Raw genomic sequence first — 19,542 nt, 5'->3', positions numbered from 1 at the left:
CATGCGCAGCGTCCCCCTCGGTCAGAGCAACATCCAGGTCCCCAACGTCGTCGCGGGCATGATGCGGATCGAGGAGCTCTCCGACGGCGACATCCGCGCCCTCTACGACCGCTGCCGCGAGGTCGGCGTCGACTTCTTCGACCACGCCGACCTCTATGGCTCGTCGCGCCACGCGTGCGAGCGACGCTTCACCGAAGCGCTCAAGCTCACGGCATCCGAGCGCGACGAGATCACGCTGCAGACCAAGACCGGCATCGTCGCCGACGACTGGCACTTCGACCACTCGTACGAGCACATCGTGGCCTCCGCCGAGGAGTCGCTCGAAGCGCTCGGCACCGACCGCATCGACGTGCTGCTGCTCCACCGTCCCGATGCTCTCGTCGAGCCCGACGAGGTCGCCCGCGCGTTCGACCACCTCGAATCCTCGGGCAAGGTCCGCGCCTTCGGCGTCTCGAACCACACGCCCCGCCAGATCGACCTGCTGAAGACGGCGGTGACCCAGCCGCTCGTGGCCAACCAGGTGCAGCTGTCGATCACGCACTCGACGATCATCGCCCAGGGGCTCGCGTCGAACATGGCCGGCGAAGACGACTCGATCACCCGTGACGGCGGCGGACTCGTCGACTACTCGCGCATCAACGGCATCACGCTCCAGGCCTGGTCGCCGTTCCAGAAGGGCTTCTTCGACGGCGTCATCTTCGGTGCCGAGGAGTACCCCGAGCTCAACGCCAAGCTCGATGAGCTGGCCGCGAAGTACGGCGTCACCCCCACCGCCATCGCGACGGCGTGGATCACCCGCCACCCCGCCGCGATGCAGGTCGTGCTCGGCACCACGAACCCCCAGCGCGTCGCGGATGCAGCCGAAGGCAGCGACATCCCCCTGACGCGAGGCGAGTGGTACGGGCTGATCCAGGCCGCCGGGCACAAGGTGCCCTGAGCCCGGGAGACCTACTCGCAGCCGATGCCGTCGCCGTCCCGGTCGAGGTGACGCCCGTAACCGGGATCCCCCGTCCGGACGGGGGCGGCGCCGGCGTTCCGGGCCGCCGTACAGTTGTCGTAGTACGTGGATGCCGGTGCCGCGGGTGCCTGCGCAGCCGGTGCCTGAGCAGCGGGGGCTTGCACCGTCCGGGCGGACAGCTGGCCCTCGAGGTCCGAGATCCGGGCCGCGCGAGCATCGAGCTCGGTCTGCGACGCCGTCGCCGCGGTCTGCATCTCGGTCACCTGAGCGGTGGCGGTCTCGAGCGCCGCAGTCGCCGTTGCGAGGTCATCGAGCGCCTCGTCCAGATCCGCTCGGGCGTCGGTCAGCGCCGTGTCATTCTCGACAGCCACCGTCTCGGCGTCGGCGACATCCGTCTCGAGCGAGGCCACCTGGTCCTTCAGCGACGTCACCTCGGACTGCGCACCCGCGCCTCCGGCGCCACCGCCGAGCAGCAACCCGGCCACGAGCGCCGACCCGGACGTGATCAGCGCCGCCTTGCGCGACATCGGACGCGCCAGGAACGACGGCTTGCCATCGGCGCGCAGGCTCGATCCGGCCATGTTCTCTTCTCCCCCATCGCCGCGCCCCCGCGCGGCCCCACCGTCATCATCGCGGGACGCGCATCGCCGCGCCACGCACGCGCGGTACGAGCGTCGCAATACGGACCGCCCGCGCGCGTTCCGATCCGGTCAGGTGCCGCAGAACGTCTGGTAGCCGGCCGCGAAGTCCGGACCCGCCGGCTGGGCGTACCGCTCCGCGCCCGCACGTTCGGTGAAGGGGGTCGACAGGACGGTCGTCAGCCACCCGAGCGGCTCGAGGTTGCTGGCGGTCGCCGCGGCGAGCGCTTCCTCGACGAGGTGGTTGCGCGGCACGTAGATCGGGTTCGCGGCATCCATCACCTCGGCGTCGGGCGCGTGCGCACGCCACCGATCCAGCCAGCCGGTCAGCGCCGGATCCCCGCCGAGCGCCGCCTCGAGACCGGCCGCATCGCCCCGCGCGGCAGCAGACAGCGACCGGAACGTCGAGGTGTAGTCCGCGCGCTTGCGCTCGAGCATCTCGTGGAAGTCACCGGCGAGCGCTTCGACCTGCTTATCGGAGACTCGCGCATCGGCGAGCCCGAGCTTGCGCCGCATGCCCGCCGCCCGGGCCTCGGCGAACCGGGGACGGAACTCCGCCAGGACGCCCTGCGCCAGCTCGACCGCGCGTTCGAGGTCGTCGTCGAACAGCGGCAGCATCGCCTCGGCGAGCCGCGCGAGGTTCCACTCGGCGATGTACGGCTGATTGCCGTAGGCGTAACGCCCGCCGGTGTCGATCGAGCTGTACACGGTCGCCGGGTCGTACGCATCCAGGAAGGCACACGGGCCGTAGTCGATCGTCTCGCCCGACAGCGTCATGTTGTCGGTGTTCATCACGCCGTGGATGAAGCCGACCAACATCCAGCGGGCGACGAGGTCGGCCTGCGCCGCCACGACCGCGCGGAACAGTCCGAGCGCGGGCACGTCCTCGTCCGCCGCCTCGGGGTGGTGCCGCGCGATGGCGTAGTCGACGACCGCGCGCAGCACGGCGATGTCGCCCGTCCCTCGAGCGAACTCGACGCTGCCCACCCGCAGATGGCTCGACGCCGTCCGCACGAGCAGCGCTCCCGGCAGCGCCGCCTCACGCAGCACCTCGCGCCCCGTCGCGACGACGGCGAGCGACCGGGTCGTCGGGATGCCGAGCGCATGCATCGCCTCGCTCATCACGTACTCGCGCAGCATCGGCCCGACGGCCGCGAGCCCGTCACCCGCGCGCGCGAACGGCGTCGGCCCCGAGCCCTTCAGATGGATGTCGCGCAGCGATCCGTCGGGCGCGGTCAGCTCGCCCAGCAGCAGCGCCCGCCCATCGCCGAGCCGCGGCGAGAAACCGCCGAACTGGTGACCGGCGTAACCCTGGGCGACCGGCTGCGCGCCCTCCGGCAGCGCGGCACCCACGAGAAGGTCGACCCCCGCGGGGCTGCGCAGGAACCCGGCATCCAGCCCCAGCTCGTCGGCGAGCGCCTCGTTGAGCACGAGCAGCCGCGGCGCGGGCGCCGGATCCGCCGACCACGGCCGCGCGAGCGCGGGCAGCGCGTCAGCGAAGTCGTGCGACAGCGAGAGCGTGACGGGAGTCATGAATCGAGGCTACGCGCGGTGCGCCGCACCGGGGCCGCAGGTTTGACAGAGTGGAGTGATGGCGATCGAAACGACCGACCACTCCGCCCCGATCCACGACCTGTTCCGCACGGTGGCCGAAGACCGCCGCCGCCTGGCCCAACGTTTCCGCAGAGCTTCGCCGGCCGCCTCGCTCGCGCAATCGGTCTGCTTCGCCCTGATCATCGCCGTACCCGCCCTCGGCGTCGGCATCCCGACGATCGTCGCCTTCGTCGTGGTCGTCGGCGCGCTCGTCGGTGTCGAGATGTTCTTCCGCCGCCGCCTCGGCATGGCGATCGACCTGCCGGCGGGATGGCGCAGCTGGGCCGTGGGCTTCGCTCTCGCGGTCGTCGTCCTCGGGCTCGCCGTCACCTCGATGGCCCTCGCGGTGATCGGGCAGGGCGGCTGGATCGCGCTGACGGCCGGTGCCGGTCTCGTCGTCTCGTTCCTGGGTGTGGCCGCCTACGACCGCACCTTCGCCGCCGACGTCGTCCGCCCGTTCGCCCGCACTCCGCGCTCTGCGGCCCCATTCGCCGACGCCCAGCGCTTTCGGCTGAGCGCCGCCCTCCGCCCGGTCACGTCGGCGCGCGTCGACGTCCTGGCAGAGAGCCTCGGGCACGGGAACGGCGAGCAGCCGAGCGTGCAGGGGCACCTGAGCGCGCTGGAACGCGAGGGGCTCGTCAGCATCACGCATGCGGATGCCGCACCCTCCGCCTCGCTGACGAAGGCGGGCCGACGCGAGTTCGACGGCCGGCTCGCGGCCGGCCTCCGCGGCGAGGCTGGCGAAACCGGCGCGTAACGCACCGACACCGGCAGGAAACGCTGTCCTGCCAAGCTCGGCACATCCCCCGAGGACCGTGGGCTCGGAGCCCCACGAGAGCCTGTCGTCCTGAGTGCACCCGACCCAGGAAAGGGGCTGCTTCCGCATGCCTGCTCGCCCATCGATCACCCTCGCGCCCGCCCTCGCCGGCGTCGTCGCGCTGACCGCGGCACTCGCCGCGGCGCCGGCCGCGGTGGCCGCACCACCCACCGCGACCTTCGCGATCGGCGTCGCCGCCACCGCCACCGCCACGGAAGGCGACCGCATCGACGTCGTCCTCACGGCGACCGACGTCGTCGACCTCTACGCCTACGACCTCGACGTCTCCGTGCCGGGCGCTCTGCTCGACTACGTCGACGACTCGGCGACGGGTCCCGACGGCGGCTTCACCGCCGCGCGCGAGACCGCGAGCGGCACGATCACCGTCACCCACTCCCGCCTCGGCACCTCGCCCGGCCTCGCGTCCGACCCTGGCGCTCCCCTCACGCTCGCAACGCTCTCGTTCACCGCCGAGGGCGCCGGGACGGCCGAGATCACGCTCCCGAGCGTCCGCCTCGTCGGCGGCACCGGCGAGACGGCGACGGCGACGGATGCCGCGACCACCGACATCACGATCGCCGCCCTTCCCGTCGCCGAGCCCGAACCCGAACCCGAACCCGAACCCGAACCGTCGGCGAGCGCGCCCGTCGTGGGCACCCCGGCTGCCGGACCCGGAGGTTCCGCCTCCGGCGGCGAAGCCGCGAGCGGTTCGCTCTCGGCCACCGGCGGCGACGCGACGCCGATCGTGCTGAGCGCGGCGCTCGGCGCCGTCCTCCTCGCCGCGGGCACCGCGATCGTCCTGCGCCGTCGGGCGGTGAACGCATGAACCGCCGGCTGATCGTCCCCGCCGCCGCCGTCGGCGCGCTGCTGACCTGCGGTGTCGCCGCCCCCGCTGCTGCGGTGCCCGCCGTGGCCGCAGCGGCCGCGCCCACCGTCGGGGCCGCGTTCCTCGCGCCCTACTACACCGAGCTCGACCTCACCGGCGATGACAGGGTCACCACGGATGACCTCGCCGTCGTCGCGGCGTTCATCGGGAGCACCGACACCGACGCCGATTGGGCGGAGGCAGGCGCGTACGACCTCGACGGGGACGGCGCGATCACGGCATCCGACATCGCCCTCGTCTCCGAGCGGGCCATCTACGACGACGGTCCCTTCGAGATCGTCGAGGCCGACGTCGTGTCGATGCAGGCGGCGATGAACGCCGGGGTCGTCACCTCGGTCGAGCTCACCCAGCAGTATCTCGACCGCATCGCCGCCTACGATCGCGCGGTGATCGAGCCCGGCGGACGGCCGCTCAACTCGATCATCACGACCGGCGACGCCGCTGCCCTCGCCGCCGCAGCATCAGCCGACGCCGTTCGCGCCGAGAAGGGCATGACGAGCATGCTGCTCGGTGTGCCGATCGCGGTGAAGGACAACTACAACACCGTCGACATGCCCACCACGGCCGGCTGCGGCTGCTGGAACGACAACCGCACCGCCACGGACGCGCACATGGTCGAGGGCCTGCGCGCCGACGGCGCGGTCATCCTCGCCAAAGCGAGCATGGACGAGTTCGCGATCAACCTGTCGTCGCAGTGGTCGGCCTACCAGCCGGCCGGCACCGCCCTCACCGTCTCGAGCCCGTACGCGACGAACCGCAGCTCCGGCGGATCGTCAGGAGGGACGGGCGCCGCCATTGCGAGCAACCTCGCCGCGATCGGTTTCGGCACCGACACGGGCGGCTCGATCCGCATCCCGTCGACCTACAACCAGCTCGTGGGCGTGCGTCCGACGGTCGGACTCGCGAGCCGCGACGGCATCGTGCCGCTCGCGCTCTCGCAGGACACCGGCGGCCCGATGGCGCGCTCGGTCACCGACGCGGCGGTCGCTCTCGACGCCGTCGTGGGCGCCGATTCGGCGGATCCGGTGACAGCTCGCCAGGAGGGGCTCGTCCCCGCCAGCTACACCGCTTCACTCGACGCCGACGCCCTCCGCGGCGCGCGCATCGCCGTGATCACGGGTCTGCCGACCTCGCAGAACATGGTCGGCAGCAACGCCACGACGCAGCGCCTGTTCAGCGCTGCGCGTGAGACGCTCGAAGCGCAGGGCGCGGAGGTCGTCGAGCTCGCGGCGCCCGAGGGATTCAGCGGCATCCTGAGCGAGGGAAGCGGCAGCGCCGTCGAGTTCGGGTACGACCTGCAGGCCTACATCGACGACTACCTGAACCCGGCGGTCGGCGCCCGGAGCCTCGCGGCCATCGCGCAGTCGCCGAACATCGCGCCGAACCGCGGCGCATCGACGTACGGGCCGCGCTCGACCGTCACCCCGCAGCAGTACGAGGACTGGGCGGGACCGGCAGGATCGCACACGCTGCAACTCGCCCGCGGAAAGCAGATCGTCACGGAGTTCCTCGACGCGAACGGCATCGACGCCATCATCTATCCCAGCGGCACCCCCTACGGCACGGTCGGCAGCAACATGCGGTTGAGCCCGAACACGGGCCTTCCGGCCGTGACGGTGCCGATGGGCCAGGCGAGCGCGACCGAGCAGATCCCCGGCGCCGGCGTGAACCTCGAGTTCCTGGGACGCGATTTCGCCGAGGGCACCCTGCTGGGCCTGGCGTTCTCGTTCGAGCAGGCGACCGGCGCACGGACGACGCCGGCGCTGTACGGCCCGCTTCCGGCAGGCTGATCGTTCCCGTGACGCGGGTGGGTCGTTTACACCCGCGTCACGGGAAGTTGGTATGAAAGAGTGTCGGTGCCGTCGGGGCCGCGGAGAGAGAGCATGATGCGTCTGTCGGTCATCGGTTGCGGTTACCTCGGGGCGGTCCACGCGGCCGCCATGGCATCCATCGGGCACGAGGTCGTCGGAATCGACGTCGACGAGCGCAAGATCGCCTCGCTCTCGAACGGCGAAGCCCCCTTCTTCGAGCCGGGGCTGCAGGAGATCCTGAGCGACGGCCTCGCGTCGGGCCGACTCCGCTTCTCGACCGACATGGCGGATGCCGCGGGCGCCGCCGTCCACTTCATCGGCGTCGGCACCCCGCAGCAGAAGGACGGCTACGCCGCCGACCTCACCTACGTCAACGCCGCCGTCGACGCGCTCATCCCGCACCTGGCCCAGGGCGACATCGTCGCGGGCAAGTCGACGGTCCCCGTCGGCACCGCGGCCACGCTCGCCGAGCGCGTGACCCCCACCGGCGCCACGCTCGTCTGGAACCCCGAGTTCCTGCGCGAGGGCTGGGCGGTGCAAGACACCGTCGACCCCGACCGCCTCGTCGCGGGCGTCCCCGCCGGGCCGGAAGGCGAGCGCGCCGCCGACATCCTGCGGGAGGTCTACCACCCCTCGGTCGCCAAGAACACGCCGTTCATCATCACCGACCTCGCCACAGCCGAGCTCGTCAAGGTCGCCGCGAACGCCTTCCTCGCGACCAAGATCAGCTTCATCAACGCGATGGCCGAGATCGCCGAGGTCACCGGCGCCGACGTCACGACCCTGGCCGACGCGATCGGCCACGACGCCCGCATCGGCCGCCGCTTCCTCGGGGCCGGCATCGGCTTCGGCGGCGGCTGCCTGCCGAAGGACATCCGCGCGTTCTCGGCTCGCGCCGAAGAGCTCGGCCGCGGCGAGTCGGTCGCGTTCCTGCGCGAGGTCGACGCCATCAACATGCGCCGCCGCGACCGCGCCGTCGACCTCGTCGTCAGCGCCTTCGGCGGATCGGTGTTCAAGAAGAACATCACGGTGCTCGGCGCCGCGTTCAAGCCGCACAGCGACGACACCCGCGATTCCCCCGCACTCGACGTCGCCGTGCGCCTGCACGGCCTCGGTGCCTGGGTCACCGTGACCGACCCCGAGGCGATCGAGAACGCCCGCCGCATCCACCCTCAGCTGAACTACGTCGAGGACCGCGACGAGGCCCTCCGCGCCGCCGACGCCGTCATCGTCGTCACCGAGTGGGACGAGTATCGCCGCGAGCTCGACCCCGCGCACGCCGCGACGCTCACCGCCGGCCGGCTCATCGTCGACGGCCGCAACTGCCTCGACGCCGACGCCTGGCGCGCAGCCGGCTGGGACTACCGCGGCATGGGCCGCCCCTGACCCACCCACCGCCGACATACACCACCGCGCCGGATCGAGCATCTGCAACCTGCACGCTCGTCCCGCAGGCGATGATGAAGCGATGCCCGCACACCGCGACCCGAGAACCAGTCCCCTCCTGGCGGAGCGGCCTCTGACCCACGGCATCACCCGCGCACTCGACGCCGCTGAGACCATAGACGGCTTCGGCACGGATGTCGCCGCCACCCTCGACTGGGCGGTCGCGGTCGGCGCCGCACGGCCCGCCGAGCGCCCGGTGGTCGAGGACTGGTCGCTGCTGGCCTCGGTGGCGAGTCTCGATGTCGCCGCTGCCCGCATCCTCGAACCCCACCTCGACGCGCTCGACATCCTCGACCAGGCGCATCGTCTCGACGTGAACGTCGACGTCGCCCTCGAGTCCATCGGAGCGAGCGCGAACTCGACCTGGGGTGTGTTCGCCGCCGAAGCACCGGGCATGCGACTCGATGCCCACCGCGCCGCCGACGGGTGGCGGCTGTCGGGAACGAAGCCGTGGTGCTCGCTCGCGCACGAGCTCACCCACGCGCTCGTCACCGCGTGGGTCGGCGATGAGCGCCGACTGTTCGCCGTGGCGCTGCGCACTCCCCAGGTCGACCCGCACGCGGGGCCCTGGCACGCTCGTGGGCTCACTCAGGTGATGAGCGCTCCGGTCGAGTTCACCGACGCGACCGCGGTGCCGGTCGGAGAGGCGGGCTGGTATCTGCGCCGTCCCGGCTTCGCGCACGGCGGGATCGGCGTGGCCGCCTGCTGGTGGGGTGGAGCCCTCCCCCTCCGAGACGCTCTGCTCGAGGCGGCTCGGCGTACCGGCGCCGACCAGCTGTCACGAGTCCACCTCGCCCGCGTCGACACCGCTCTGTGGAACGCGCGGCTGACGCTGAAGGCCGCAGCGGCGACGATCGACGCCGACCCGGACCCGGCACTGCTCGCCGGCCGGGTGCGCGCGATCGTGTCGGATGCCGTCGAGACGGCGCTGACGGAGTCTGCGCGAGCGCTCGGCCCCTTGCCCCTCGTGGCCGACGAGAGCCATGCCCGCCGGGTCGCCGATCTGCAGATCTACATCCGTCAGCACCACGGCGAACGCGATCTCGCTCGCCTCGGCGGCAGCGTGAGCGAAGGGCGCGGCCAATGGTGAGCTTCAGCCACCGCGATCCCGGCACCCCTGAAGCGACGTGGGCCGCGGCCTTCGCCGAACGGTCGCTGCCGGTGCTGCCCGAGGATTTCGACCACCTCCTCGTCGTCGCCGCCCATCCCGACGACGAGACTCTCGGCGCCGCGGGGCTCATAGCGCGCACTACCCGACGCGGCGGAGCGGTCTCGGTCATCATCGCGACCGACGGCGAAGGGTCGCATCCCGATTCCCCGACGCACACGCCCGACGAGCTGGCCACGCTCCGTCGAGACGAGGCCGAGCGCGCACTCGAGCACCTCTCACCCGCCATCCGACGGCGTTTCCTCGGTCTCCCCGACGGCCGGACCGACGACCACCGCGACGAGATCGCCGGCGCGATCGCAGACGCGCTCGGCGACGAACCGGTCCCCGAACGCACGCTCGTGGTCTCGACATGGACAGGTGACGGCCATCGCGATCACCGCGTCGTCGGCGAGGTCGCCGCGGCGGTGTGCGGCGAGCGCGACGTCCCGTGGCGGTCCTACCCGATCTGGCTCTGGCACTGGGGTTCCCCCGACGACGCGCCCTGGGACGACGTCGACCTCGTCGACCTCGACGGGGATGCGCTCGAGCGCAAGCGGGCCGCCATGCGCCTCCACCGCACACAGGTCGAGCCGCTCTCGGCGGCCGCGGGGGACGAGGAGATGCTCCACGGGGGAATGCAGCAGCACTTCGAGCGCGGGTTCGAGGTGTTCGTGCGTCCCCCGCGCCGCACCGGCAGCCTCCCCCGCGACTTCTTCGACGCCTTCTACCGCCGAAACGGTGACGACCCCTGGGGGTTCGACTCGCGGTGGTACGAGCAGCGCAAGCGTGCGATCACGATGGCGACCATGCCCCGCGCACGCTACCGGTCCGCCCTCGAGCTCGGCTGCTCGACGGGTGCGCTCACCGCGCTCCTCGCCGACCGCTGCGAGGCCGTGCTCGCCCTCGACATCGCCGACGCTCCGCTCGCCGTCGCCAGACGTCGCCTCGGCGAGCGCGCGGGGGTTCATCTCGCTCGCGCCGAGCTGCCCGCCGAGTGGCCCGCCGGCGAGTTCGACCTCATCGTCGCGTCCGAGGTGGGCTACTACTGGGACCCCGCTGACCTGGCCCGGGCGATCACGCGGATCGCCGCATCTCTCGCGCCCGACGGCCACCTCATCGCCTGCCATTGGCGTCACCCCGTGGCGGAGTACCCGCTCTCGGGAGATGAGGTCCACGCGGCTCTCGATGCCGAGCACGCCCTGACCCGGCTGGCCCGGCACGAGGAGGAGGACTTCATCCTCGAGGTGTTCGGACGAACGCATGCACGATCGGTCGCGGTCGAGACGGGCCTCATTCCGTGAGCCCGATCGCCGTGGCCGTCGTCGTCCCCGTGCACGACGAAGCGGCGCTGCTCGATGCCTGCCTCGCTGCGCTGACCGCCGCGGTCGCTCACGCGCGTCGAACCCATCCCGGCATCCGGGTCGCACCCGTCGTCGTCCTCGACGCTTGCACCGACGCCTCCGAACGCATCGCGAGGTCATGGCCCGTCAGCATCCGGCGCATCGACGCACGCCGCGTCGGGACCGCTCGCCGGAAAGGGGTCGAGGCGGCCCTCGCCGAACTCGGCAGCCCCGCGCCGGACGACACCTGGATCGCGACGACCGACGGCGATTCCACCGTCCCGGTCACGTGGCTGACCCACCAGCTCGATCTCCGCGCCGCGGGCGCCGATGTCGTCCTCGGCACCGTGCGTCCGGATTTCGCCGACCTCACGCCCGCCCACACCGCGCACTGGATCGCGACGCACCCTCGCGGAGCGCCCGCCGGTAACGTGCACGGCGCGAATCTGGGGATGAGTGCCGCCGTGCACCTCGCCGCGGGCGGATTTCCCGATCTCGACGAGCATGAGGATGTCGAAGTCGTGCGGGCCGCGCGCGCGTCCGGCGCGCGGGTCGTGGCCACAGACGACAATGAGGTCACGACCTCGGGCAGGTTCGAAGGCCGGACTCCCGGGGGATACGCGGCCTTCGTCCACGCCACGCATCAGCGCATCTCAGGTCAGGTGTCACCTTGAGGCACTGAGGTCCTCAGGCCGCGCGCATCGTCACCGGGCGCGGCACCGACGGTTCACCTGAGGGTCATCCCCCCGCCACCGGACCATCATCCTCTCGGACGCCCCCGTCCGTAGGGTGCTCCGCGTGCCCGCCCTCACCTCACGTCTCTCCCGCCCGGCCCCGAGAACGCGCCGCGGCGCAGTCGCACTGCTCGCCGTCGTCACCGCGACCGCTGCGAGCATCGGCGCCCTGAGCCCGGCATCCGCCGTCGCCGCGCCCGACACGGGCGGACTCGACCTCGGCGGCGGGAACTCGTCGATGCTCAGCGCCGACGCTCAGACGCTCGCGCCCGGACTGGAGCTCACCGACTTCCGCCGGCTGCAACCCGCCGGCTGGGTGACCGGCCACGTGATGCGCGCCGACCTCACGACACCGACCCTGTCGCTCGACGTGCTCGACGCCGGCACGGTGTCGGGTGGTGCCATGCTCAGCGACCAGATCGCCGGCACCGGTGCGGTCGCGGCGATCAACGGCGACTACTTCGACATGAACTACTCGACCGCACCGGTCGGCACGAACGTGTCACCGACCGAAGGTCTGCGTACCGCGGCCCCCGGCATGCGCCAGGCGTTCACGATCTCCGACGGACTCGCCGCCGTGCAGGCCCTGACCTCGGGCGCCACGGTCGCCGTCGACGGCACCGTGCACCGACTGGCCGGCGTCAACAGCCCCGACATCGGCGTCGACGGCATCGGGTGGTACACCCCCGCGTGGGGCTCCCACCCGTTGAGCCGCCCGCTCGGCGGACCCGCCGAGATCGCCGGCTCGATCGCCCGCGTCACGGTGCAGGACGGCGTCGTGACCGAGGTCACCACCGACGCGGCATCCGTCACGGGCACGACGGCCATCGCCGACGGCTCCGGCGTGCTCATCGGCCGTGACGGCGGCGCCACCACGCTGGCCGCCTTCGAGGTCGGCGACACGGTCGAGGTCACGGTCGAGGCGTCCGCCGACGTCGACCTCGCCGTCAGCGGGTCGCAGCGCATGATCGTCGACGGCGTGCAGACCGACGAAGACCAGGTCGAGGCGGCCCGCACCGCCATCGGCGTCAACCGCGACGGCACGGAGGTCACCGTCGTCACCATCGACGGACGCGCCGGCGACAGCCGCGGCATGACCATCCGAGAGCTCGGCGACCTCATGCTCGACCTCGACGTCTACAACGCCGTCAACCTCGACGGCGGCGGCTCGACGATGCTCGCCGTGCGCGAACCCGGTGACGCCGAGGCGTCCATCCACAACCGCCCCTCCGACGGGGGCGAGCGCGTCGTCGCCAACAGCCTCGCCTTCTTCTCGTCGGCCCCGGCCGGCGTCGTCGACGACGTGAAGGTCGCACCGGCCCTCGACGCGGCCGGCTCCGACGCCGTCTTCCCCGGGCTCCACCGCACGCTGGCCGGCACCGGCCTCGACGCCAACCTCACGGGGGTCGACGTCATCGGCGATTTCTCCGCGACGGATGCCGCTGTCACGGTGTCTGCGTCGGGTGACGCGACGGCGCTCGTCGCGGGCGTGACCCCGGGCACCGCCACCGTCTCGTTCGAGGCCGAGGGCAAGACCGCGACCACCGAGGTGCGGGTGCTCGGCGACCTCGAGCGGGTGCGCCCGTCGTCGACGGTCGTCGCCCTGCCCGAGCCCGGCCAGACCGCGACCGTCCGCCTCACGGGTCTGGACGCCGACGGCTTCACCGCGCCGCTCGAGACCGCCGACGTCAGCGTCGAGCACGGGGCCGACGTGACCGTCGAGCGGAACGGCCTGGACGCGTTCCTCATCACCCCGACCACCGACAGCGGCTCGGCGACGGTGACCTTCACCGCCGGTGGACGCAGCGTCGACGTCGCGGTGACCATCGGCTACCGCACCATCTCGGTGGCCGATTTCACCGACGCGGCGTCGTGGACCGCCGGAGTCGCGCGTGCGACCGGTGAGCTCACCCCGACCACCGGCCCCGACGGTCGAGCCGCGCTGCGCATGACCTACGACTTCACCACCACCACCAGCACGCGCGGCTACTACGCGATCGCTCCGGAGCAGGTCGATGCCGCGTCGGGCCGCGTGCTCGAGGGCCAGCCGCAAGCGATCACGCTGTGGATCGACGGCGACGGCTCGGGCGCCTGGCCCCGCCTGCAGATGCGAACCGGCACCGACACGACGATCAACCTCGACGGCCCCATGATCGACTGGACCGGCTGGCGCCAGGCACGCTTCACCGTGCCGGCGGGCACGGCGTATCCGCTGACATTCCAGCGTGTGCGCATTATGGAGACCCGGTCGTCGGCCACCTACCACGGCGACATCGCCATCTCCGGCCTCGAGTCGATCGTCGCACCCGACGTCGACCAGCCGGTGGCCCCGAAGGTGTTCGACCCGGTGATCGTCACCGACGGCAGCGTCGACGGCCGCTCCCAGCGGATCGCGGTCATGAGCGACGCGCAGTTCGTCGCCCGCAACCCCGATTCCGAGGTCGTCGTCGCCGCACGCGAGACACTGCGCGAGATCGTCGCGGCCGAGCCCGACTACCTCGTCATCAACGGAGACTTCGTCGACGAGGCATCCGTCGCCGACTTCGAGCTCGCTGCCCGCATCCTCGAGGAGGAGGTCGGCGACCGTGTGCCCTACATCTACGTGCCCGGCAACCACGAGATCATGGGCGGCGCGATCTCGAACTTCACCTCGGCGTTCGGCGCGGCGTTCCGATCCGTCGACCTCGGCTCGACGCGCATGATCACCCTGAACTCGTCGGCCGGCTCGTTCCGGGCGTCGGGCATGGAGCAGCTGGAGTTCCTGGACTCCGAGTTGGCCGCCGCGGCGGAGGACTCGTCGGTGACGGGCGTGCTCGTCTTCTCGCACCACCCGGCCGACGACCCGCTGCCGTCGAAGGCGAGCCAGCTCTCCGACCGCTACGAGGCGGCGCAGTTCGTGTCGACGCTCGCGGCCTTCCGCGCCGACACCGGCAAGTCGGTCGCCATGGTGAACGGCCACGTCGGCGTCTTCGACGCGACGAGCTACGACGGCGTCTCGCGGGTGCTGAACGGCAACTCGGGCAAGGGGCCCTCGGGAACCCCGGATGCCGGCGGCTTCACCGGCTGGACCATGCTCGGCGTGAACCCCGGCGCCGGTGTCGTGGGCACGGGGCCCGCCGTGGTGGAGGACCGCATCCGATGGATGCAGGCCGAGACGAAGCCGCGCGTGCAATCGCTCGATCTCGCGGCACCGACGGTGCTCGAGGTCGGCGAGACGGTGCCCGTGTCGGCGACGCTGACACAGGACGGCGGGCGCACGGTTCCCGTCGCCTGGCCGGTGAGCGCGGACTGGGCCGGCGCCGGGCTCGACGTCGTCGGGTCGGATGCACGGGCGGACGCCGAGGCGCGATCGGGGCGCGCCGAGCGCGCGCAGACCGAAGCAGCCGCCTCGGGCGCGCTGCGCCTGAACCCCTCCTCCGGTGAGCTGACCGCCGTGTCGGCCGGCGATGCCTCGATCTCGGTGACCGTGAACGGGGTGACCGACACGGTGGAGGTCACGGTCGTCGCGGCGCCGGGTGACGGCGAGCCGGGCACACCGGGTGACAGCGGGCCGGGCGCACCGGGTGACAGCGGGCCGGGCGCACCGGGCGACAGCGGGCCGGGCGCACCGGGCGACAGCGGGTCGGGCGCACCGGGCGACAGCGGGCCGGGCGCACCGGGCGACAGCGGGCCGGGCATGCCCGGTTCCGGCGGCGGGTCGGGGCCGGATGCCGGGTCGAGCGATGCTCTGGCCGCTACCGGCGCCGACGCAGGGACGATCGGCGGGGTCGCCGGACTGGCGGCTCTCGTCGCAGCCCTCGGCCTGGCGCTGCTCGTGTGGCGACGTCGCGCGAGGGCCGCGTCCCGGTGATCAGGGCAGGCGCACCGAGTCGGTCTTGGGGTGCTCGCGCGGCATCCGATCACGGTCGTACGTGATGGCGGAGTAGCCGTGCGGGATCGGCTGCCCGTCCTCGTCGACGCTCACGAACACGAGACGCTCGATCGAGAGGATGCGCTTGCGCGTGATCATGTTGCGCACGACGGCGCGCATCGTCAGCGAGGTGCGACCGAAGTGCGTCGCGGTCAGGCCCATCTCGATGAGGTCGCCCTGCAGCGCCGACGACTCGAAGTTGATCTCCGAGATGAGCTTGGTCACCACGCGGTAGTTGCCGAGCTGGATGATCGCGTAGATCGCGGCTTCCTCGTCGATCCAGCGGAGCAGACTGCCGCCGAAGAGCGTGCCGTTGGCGTTCAGGTCTTCCGGCCGCACCCACTTGCGGGTGTGGAAGTTGATGCCGCCCTCCGACCAGGGCCATTCGGAACTCGTCTGATCGCTCACGTTGATCCAGCCTAATCCCGCACATGATCGCACGCGCGGGGCGTCGCGTCGACGGGTTTCGCCGGCAGCACGGACGTCGGATGATGTGGCCATGGACAAGCCTGCGAAAGAGTTCGACGCCCACGAGGTGACGGAAGAGGTCGCCGACCGGGTCAAGAAGCGGATGCCGGACCTCGACGACGAGCTCATCCACCGCGAGGCGGCGGCCTCGGTTGAGAGCCACGCCGACGCCCGCGTCACGGACTTCATCGGCATCATCGCCGAACGCGAGACCCGCGAGCGCCTCGCCGGTATCGCCGACGAGGCGCCGACCGAGTCCGACTGACCGGTGCGGGGCTACCGGCGGTCGTCGGTGGTCTGTCCGTAAACGTTCTGATACCGGTCGTACAGCGCATCGATCGCGTCCCGCGGAATCGGGAGCAACTCCCCCGCCTGCCGGGCGATGTGGACCGTGCGAGCCACGTCCTCCACCATCACCGCAGCCTTGACCGCATCCTTCGCACTCGACCCGATCGTGAACGGCCCATGGTTCTGCATCAACACCGCCCGGGAACGATGCCCCCGAAGCGTGTCCACGATCCCCCGGCCGATCGAGTCATCACCGATGATCGCGAACGGACCCACCGGGATCGGCCCCCCGAACTCATCAGCCATCGCCGTGATCACACACGGGATCTCCTCACCCCGCGCCGCCCACGCCACCGCATACGTCGAATGCGTGTGCACCACACCACCCACCTCGGGCATGTTCCGATACACATACGCATGCGCCGCCGTATCACTGGACGGCGACCGGTCACTGCCCGGCGTCCCCGGCACCACATTGCCGTCCAGATCGCACACGATCATGTTCTCCGGAGCCAACTCGTCATACGACACCCCCGACGGCTTGATCACGAACAGATCAGCCCCCGGAACCCGCCCCGACACGTTGCCACCGGTCCACACGACCAGCCCGTAACGCACCAGCTCCGCGTGCAACGACGCCACCTCGGCCCGAACCCGCGCCACCGCTTCGTGTTCCATCGGACTCCTCCGCCTCTCGGAATCAGCCGGCTCCGCCTTCGGGACCGGCGGTCGTCATGTTACCGGTAACACTCACAGTGTCCAGAAGAACCCGCCTGGTCTGGAAAAGTTGTCGGAATGGGTGACAACGTCTTCCTCGGCGCCGTCGCGATCGGCATCGGCGCGCTCGTCGGCCTCGTGCTGTTCGTGCCCTTCGTCGCGGTCCAGTACCGGCGCGCGGGGCATCTCACCGCGGGCCAGCTCGTGCTGTCGGGCGCGGCCCTCGTCTACTTCTTCGCGATCTGGACCTACACGCTGCTGCCGCTCCCCGACCCGTCGAGCATGCGGTGCGCCGGATCCAACCTGAACCTCTTCGAGCTCGTCGACGACATCCGCGGCGCTGCGCAGCGCGCCGGAGGCAGCCCGCGGGCCTTCCTCTCCGACTCGGCCTTCCTGCAGCTCGCCCTCAACGTCCTGCTCTTCCTCCCGCTCGGCTTCTTCGTACGGGTTCTCGCCCGCCGCGGCATCCTCGTCGCGTTCGCGGCCGGCCTCGGCATCTCGCTCATCGTCGAGTTCACACAGCTGACCGGAGTCTGGGGCGTCTACCCGTGCGCCTACCGCGTCTTCGACGTCGACGACCTGCTCACCAACACCGTCGGAGCGGTCATCGGCTCGATCCTCGCGCTCCTCGTGCCGCGCCGCCCGGTCTCCGAGGAGCCGGACGCACCGCGACCGGTGACGCGCGGCCGCCGCATCCTCGCGATGGTGTGCGACCTGCTCGCCTATTCGCTCGTCGGCATCTTCGTGAGCGTCGGCATCCAGGCGGCCCTCGTCTTCACGGGCAACCGCGACGTCGCCGTCGAGACCGACCTCGCGGGTCAGGCCGGCTCGATCGCCGCGCTCGCGGTCGTCGGCGGATGCGTCCTGGTGTCGGGCCGGACGATCGGCGACCTGACCGTGCGCCTCCGCTACGCCGGTGGCCCGGCCCCCGCCGTGGTGACCCGACTCACGCGGTTCCTCGGCGGCATCGGCGGCTACGCGCTGCTGGATCAGCTCCCCGGCCCCTGGGGCTTCCTCGCCTTCGTCTTCCTCGTGGCCTGCGCGATCCTCACGTTCACGACGCAGGGCGGCCGCGGCCTGCCCGGTCTGCTCGGTGCTCAGGTACTGCGCGACAGCCGGGAGCATGGTCCCGCAGGACGAGTCGAAATCACCCGTATGGGGGACGCGCCCCGGCGCTGAGATCCGTAGCGTCGAGAGCATGGACGTCGAAGCACTCGCCCACACCGCCACCGGCGCTCTTGTCGGCATCGCCCTCGGATTCCTGGTGGGACTCCTCACCCTCAACCCGATGCTCGGCGTCATCGTCGGCGGCGTCGCGATGGTCGTGCTCGCCATCGCTGCGGCCATGCTGCTCCCGCGCGGCGTCTACCGCTGACCGGGGCACCCCCGCTTGACTCTCACGCGACGTGAGGGCCGAGAGTGGTCGCATGACCGACCCCGAGACCCGCTATTACGACGCTTTCGAGATCAGCCCCGTTCCCCCGCCCGGACCGGATGCCGTCGCCCCCGAGCCCTATCGCGGCATCTACGGGATGCCGGCGTTCGTCACGATCCCCACGCGCGATCTGACGACCTCGTCGCGGTTCTGGACCGCGGGCCTGGGGTTCTTCGAGCTCTTCTCGATTCCCGGCACGCTCATCCACCTGCGCCGCTGGGCGTTCCAGGATGTCCTGCTCGTCGCCGCCGACCCGGCCTCGGCGCCGACGCCCGAACCGCCCGCACTGACCTACAGCTACGCCTGCGTCCTCGCCGAGCTCGGCGGCATCGTCGAGGCCTGCCGCGCGCTGGACCCGGGGGCGGTCGGCGAGCCCCGCGACACCCCGTGGAACAGTCGCGAGGTCGAGATCCTCACCCCGGAGAACGCGCGTATCGTCGTCACGGCGGCGAAGCCCTACGAGCCCGACAGCGCCGCAGCACGCTCCCTCGCCGCCATCGGCATCACACCCCCGAAGAACCCGGCGAAGGAGGAGCAGCAGCCATGAGCGACATCAGCACGGACGGGGTGACGGTCGGGCGCGCGGCATCCGATCTCGGGGTCACGGTGCGCACCCTGCACCACTGGGACGAGATCGGCCTCGCCTCGCCGTCGCTGCGCACCGACGCCGGGTACCGGCTGTACACCGCCGCCGACATCGCTCGCCTGCAGCGCATCGTCGTGTACCGCGAGGTCGGGCTGGGGCTCGACCAGATCCGCACCATCCTCGACGAGCCGGGTCGCGACACCTCCGCGGCTCTCCGGGAGCAACGCGACGAGGTGTCGCGATCGCTCGCCCGGCTCGAGGGCCTCCGCGCCGGTCTCGACCGCATGATCGAGGCGCACGAGCGCGGCGTGCTGCTCACCGCCGAGGAGCAGCTGTCGATCTTCGGCCCCGACTGGAACCCCGACTGGCCCGCCCTCGCCCGGCGCCGCTACGGCGACTCCCCGCAGTGGCAGCAGTACGCCGAACGCGCCGCCACCCGTACCCCCGACCAGTGGCGGGAGATCACCGCGACGATGACCGCGCTCGAGGCCGACCTCGCCGCGGCCGCCGACGCGGGCATCGAGCCCGGCGCGCCGGAGGCCGAGGCGCTCGTCGAGCGCCATCGTGCCGCGATCAGCGAGTACTTCCCGGTGAGCCGGTCGATGCAGGTCTGCCTCGGTCGGATGTACGAAGCGGATGCCGCGTTCACCGCGCACTACGACCGTCTCCGTCCCGGCCTCACCTCGTGGCTGCGCCGCAGCATCGACGCGAGCGCCCGCGCGCACGGCATCGACCCCGACGCTGCGGTTTGGGAGTGACGACGAG

At 71.7% G+C, this 19,542-nt stretch carries 18 protein-coding genes; 14 read left to right on the top strand and 4 right to left on the bottom strand.

Annotation, left to right across the window (positions count from 1 at the left end; genetic code table 11):
* The first annotated feature begins 1 nt into the window (after position 1).
* On the top strand, positions 2–937 hold the full coding sequence (locus tag ABIC53_RS14840; protein WP_354452057.1) for an aldo/keto reductase: 936 nt from the start codon (positions 2–4) through the stop codon (positions 935–937).
* Between the two features lie 11 nt (positions 938–948).
* Here ABIC53_RS14840 and ABIC53_RS14835 read toward each other — a convergent pair whose 3' ends face one another.
* Positions 949–1,539, bottom strand: coding sequence for an excalibur calcium-binding domain-containing protein (locus ABIC53_RS14835; RefSeq protein ID WP_205289239.1), 591 nt, complete (start codon positions 1,537–1,539; stop codon positions 949–951).
* A 129-nt stretch (positions 1,540–1,668) separates the two neighbouring features.
* The gene (locus ABIC53_RS14830) at positions 1,669–3,129 is read right to left on the bottom strand and encodes a protein adenylyltransferase SelO (protein ID WP_354452055.1); all 1,461 of its coding nucleotides are present in this window, start codon (positions 3,127–3,129) and stop codon (positions 1,669–1,671) included.
* Positions 3,130–3,187: 58 nt separating this feature from the next.
* On the opposite strand from ABIC53_RS14830, the gene ABIC53_RS14825 reads away from it, so the two are divergent.
* The 8 genes from ABIC53_RS14825 (at position 3,188) to ABIC53_RS14790 (ending at position 15,223) form a co-directional block, all read left to right on the top strand.
* Positions 3,188–3,946: a hypothetical protein gene (locus tag ABIC53_RS14825; RefSeq protein WP_354452053.1), complete on the top strand. Its 759-nt coding sequence runs from the start codon at positions 3,188–3,190 to the stop codon at positions 3,944–3,946.
* 127 nt (positions 3,947–4,073) lie between these two features.
* Positions 4,074–4,832 (top strand): cohesin domain-containing protein, encoded by a 759-nt coding sequence (locus tag ABIC53_RS14820; RefSeq protein WP_354452051.1) that lies wholly within the window; start codon positions 4,074–4,076, stop codon positions 4,830–4,832.
* Positions 4,829–6,682: an amidase family protein gene (locus tag ABIC53_RS14815; RefSeq protein WP_354452049.1), complete on the top strand. Its 1,854-nt coding sequence runs from the start codon at positions 4,829–4,831 to the stop codon at positions 6,680–6,682. Before ABIC53_RS14820 ends, ABIC53_RS14815 begins: the two co-directional genes overlap by 4 nt.
* 96 nt (positions 6,683–6,778) lie before the next feature.
* Complete coding sequence (locus ABIC53_RS14810) at positions 6,779–8,089, top strand: UDP-glucose dehydrogenase family protein (RefSeq protein ID WP_354452225.1); 1,311 nt, start codon at positions 6,779–6,781, stop codon at positions 8,087–8,089.
* A gap of 82 nt (positions 8,090–8,171) precedes the next feature.
* Complete coding sequence (locus tag ABIC53_RS14805; RefSeq protein WP_354452047.1) at positions 8,172–9,239, top strand: acyl-CoA dehydrogenase family protein; 1,068 nt, start codon at positions 8,172–8,174, stop codon at positions 9,237–9,239.
* Positions 9,233–10,600, top strand: a complete 1,368-nt coding sequence (locus ABIC53_RS14800) for a PIG-L family deacetylase (protein WP_354452045.1) — start codon at positions 9,233–9,235, stop codon at positions 10,598–10,600. The genes ABIC53_RS14805 and ABIC53_RS14800 overlap by 7 nt, the downstream gene beginning before the upstream one ends.
* The gene (locus ABIC53_RS14795) at positions 10,597–11,313 is read left to right on the top strand and encodes a glycosyltransferase (protein WP_354452043.1); all 717 of its coding nucleotides are present in this window, start codon (positions 10,597–10,599) and stop codon (positions 11,311–11,313) included. The genes ABIC53_RS14800 and ABIC53_RS14795 overlap by 4 nt, the downstream gene beginning before the upstream one ends.
* Positions 11,314–11,437: 124 nt before the next feature.
* Complete coding sequence (locus tag ABIC53_RS14790) at positions 11,438–15,223, top strand: phosphodiester glycosidase family protein (protein WP_354452041.1); 3,786 nt, start codon at positions 11,438–11,440, stop codon at positions 15,221–15,223.
* Here ABIC53_RS14790 and ABIC53_RS14785 read toward each other — a convergent pair whose 3' ends face one another.
* Positions 15,224–15,691, bottom strand: a complete 468-nt coding sequence (locus ABIC53_RS14785; RefSeq protein WP_240309703.1) for an acyl-CoA thioesterase — start codon at positions 15,689–15,691, stop codon at positions 15,224–15,226.
* Between the two features lie 91 nt (positions 15,692–15,782).
* Between ABIC53_RS14785 and ABIC53_RS14780 the strand changes: the two genes are divergently transcribed.
* The gene (locus ABIC53_RS14780; RefSeq protein ID WP_112617818.1) at positions 15,783–16,016 is read left to right on the top strand and encodes a three-helix bundle dimerization domain-containing protein; all 234 of its coding nucleotides are present in this window, start codon (positions 15,783–15,785) and stop codon (positions 16,014–16,016) included.
* Between the two features lie 11 nt (positions 16,017–16,027).
* Here the strand turns inward: ABIC53_RS14780 and ABIC53_RS14775 are convergent, their stop codons facing one another.
* Positions 16,028–16,717 (bottom strand): L-ribulose-5-phosphate 4-epimerase, encoded by a 690-nt coding sequence (locus ABIC53_RS14775; RefSeq protein ID WP_323986626.1) that lies wholly within the window; start codon positions 16,715–16,717, stop codon positions 16,028–16,030.
* Between the two features lie 117 nt (positions 16,718–16,834).
* Here ABIC53_RS14775 and ABIC53_RS14770 point away from each other — a divergent pair, with 117 nt between their 5' ends.
* The 4 genes from ABIC53_RS14770 to ABIC53_RS14755 are packed head-to-tail and all read left to right on the top strand — an operon-like array spanning position 16,835 to position 19,535.
* Positions 16,835–17,935, top strand: coding sequence for a VanZ family protein (locus tag ABIC53_RS14770; RefSeq protein ID WP_323986628.1), 1,101 nt, complete (start codon positions 16,835–16,837; stop codon positions 17,933–17,935).
* A 19-nt stretch (positions 17,936–17,954) separates the two neighbouring features.
* A complete protein-coding gene (locus ABIC53_RS14765; RefSeq protein WP_162815494.1) occupies positions 17,955–18,131 on the top strand; it encodes a hypothetical protein in 177 nt (58 codons plus the stop codon).
* A gap of 52 nt (positions 18,132–18,183) precedes the next feature.
* Positions 18,184–18,738 (top strand): VOC family protein, encoded by a 555-nt coding sequence (locus tag ABIC53_RS14760; RefSeq protein ID WP_354452037.1) that lies wholly within the window; start codon positions 18,184–18,186, stop codon positions 18,736–18,738.
* Complete coding sequence (locus ABIC53_RS14755) at positions 18,735–19,535, top strand: MerR family transcriptional regulator (RefSeq protein ID WP_354452035.1); 801 nt, start codon at positions 18,735–18,737, stop codon at positions 19,533–19,535. The genes ABIC53_RS14760 and ABIC53_RS14755 overlap by 4 nt, the downstream gene beginning before the upstream one ends.
* The last annotated feature ends 7 nt before the right edge of the window (positions 19,536–19,542 follow it).

The organism is Microbacterium sp. 1262 (genome assembly GCF_040544895.1).
Classification (GTDB): domain Bacteria; phylum Actinomycetota; class Actinomycetes; order Actinomycetales; family Microbacteriaceae; genus Microbacterium; species Microbacterium plantarum.
This window is presented reverse-complemented; position numbering and strand designations above follow the sequence as displayed.

Coding starts and splice junctions, on each gene's coding strand:
- ABIC53_RS14820 (WP_354452051.1), top strand. CDS start 4,074: ATGCCTGCTCGCCCATCGATCACCCTCGCGCCCGCCCTCGCCGGCGTC.
- ABIC53_RS14840 (WP_354452057.1), top strand. CDS start 2: ATGCGCAGCGTCCCCCTCGGTCAGAGCAACATCCAGGTCCCCAACGTC.
- ABIC53_RS14760 (WP_354452037.1), top strand. CDS start 18,184: ATGACCGACCCCGAGACCCGCTATTACGACGCTTTCGAGATCAGCCCC.
- ABIC53_RS14775 (WP_323986626.1), bottom strand. CDS start 16,717: ATGGAACACGAAGCGGTGGCGCGGGTTCGGGCCGAGGTGGCGTCGTTG.
- ABIC53_RS14765 (WP_162815494.1), top strand. CDS start 17,955: ATGGACGTCGAAGCACTCGCCCACACCGCCACCGGCGCTCTTGTCGGC.
- ABIC53_RS14770 (WP_323986628.1), top strand. CDS start 16,835: ATGGGTGACAACGTCTTCCTCGGCGCCGTCGCGATCGGCATCGGCGCG.
- ABIC53_RS14800 (WP_354452045.1), top strand. CDS start 9,233: ATGGTGAGCTTCAGCCACCGCGATCCCGGCACCCCTGAAGCGACGTGG.
- ABIC53_RS14830 (WP_354452055.1), bottom strand. CDS start 3,129: ATGACTCCCGTCACGCTCTCGCTGTCGCACGACTTCGCTGACGCGCTG.
- ABIC53_RS14755 (WP_354452035.1), top strand. CDS start 18,735: ATGAGCGACATCAGCACGGACGGGGTGACGGTCGGGCGCGCGGCATCC.
- ABIC53_RS14825 (WP_354452053.1), top strand. CDS start 3,188: ATGGCGATCGAAACGACCGACCACTCCGCCCCGATCCACGACCTGTTC.
- ABIC53_RS14810 (WP_354452225.1), top strand. CDS start 6,779: ATGCGTCTGTCGGTCATCGGTTGCGGTTACCTCGGGGCGGTCCACGCG.
- ABIC53_RS14815 (WP_354452049.1), top strand. CDS start 4,829: ATGAACCGCCGGCTGATCGTCCCCGCCGCCGCCGTCGGCGCGCTGCTG.
- ABIC53_RS14835 (WP_205289239.1), bottom strand. CDS start 1,539: ATGGCCGGATCGAGCCTGCGCGCCGATGGCAAGCCGTCGTTCCTGGCG.
- ABIC53_RS14780 (WP_112617818.1), top strand. CDS start 15,783: ATGGACAAGCCTGCGAAAGAGTTCGACGCCCACGAGGTGACGGAAGAG.
- ABIC53_RS14805 (WP_354452047.1), top strand. CDS start 8,172: ATGCCCGCACACCGCGACCCGAGAACCAGTCCCCTCCTGGCGGAGCGG.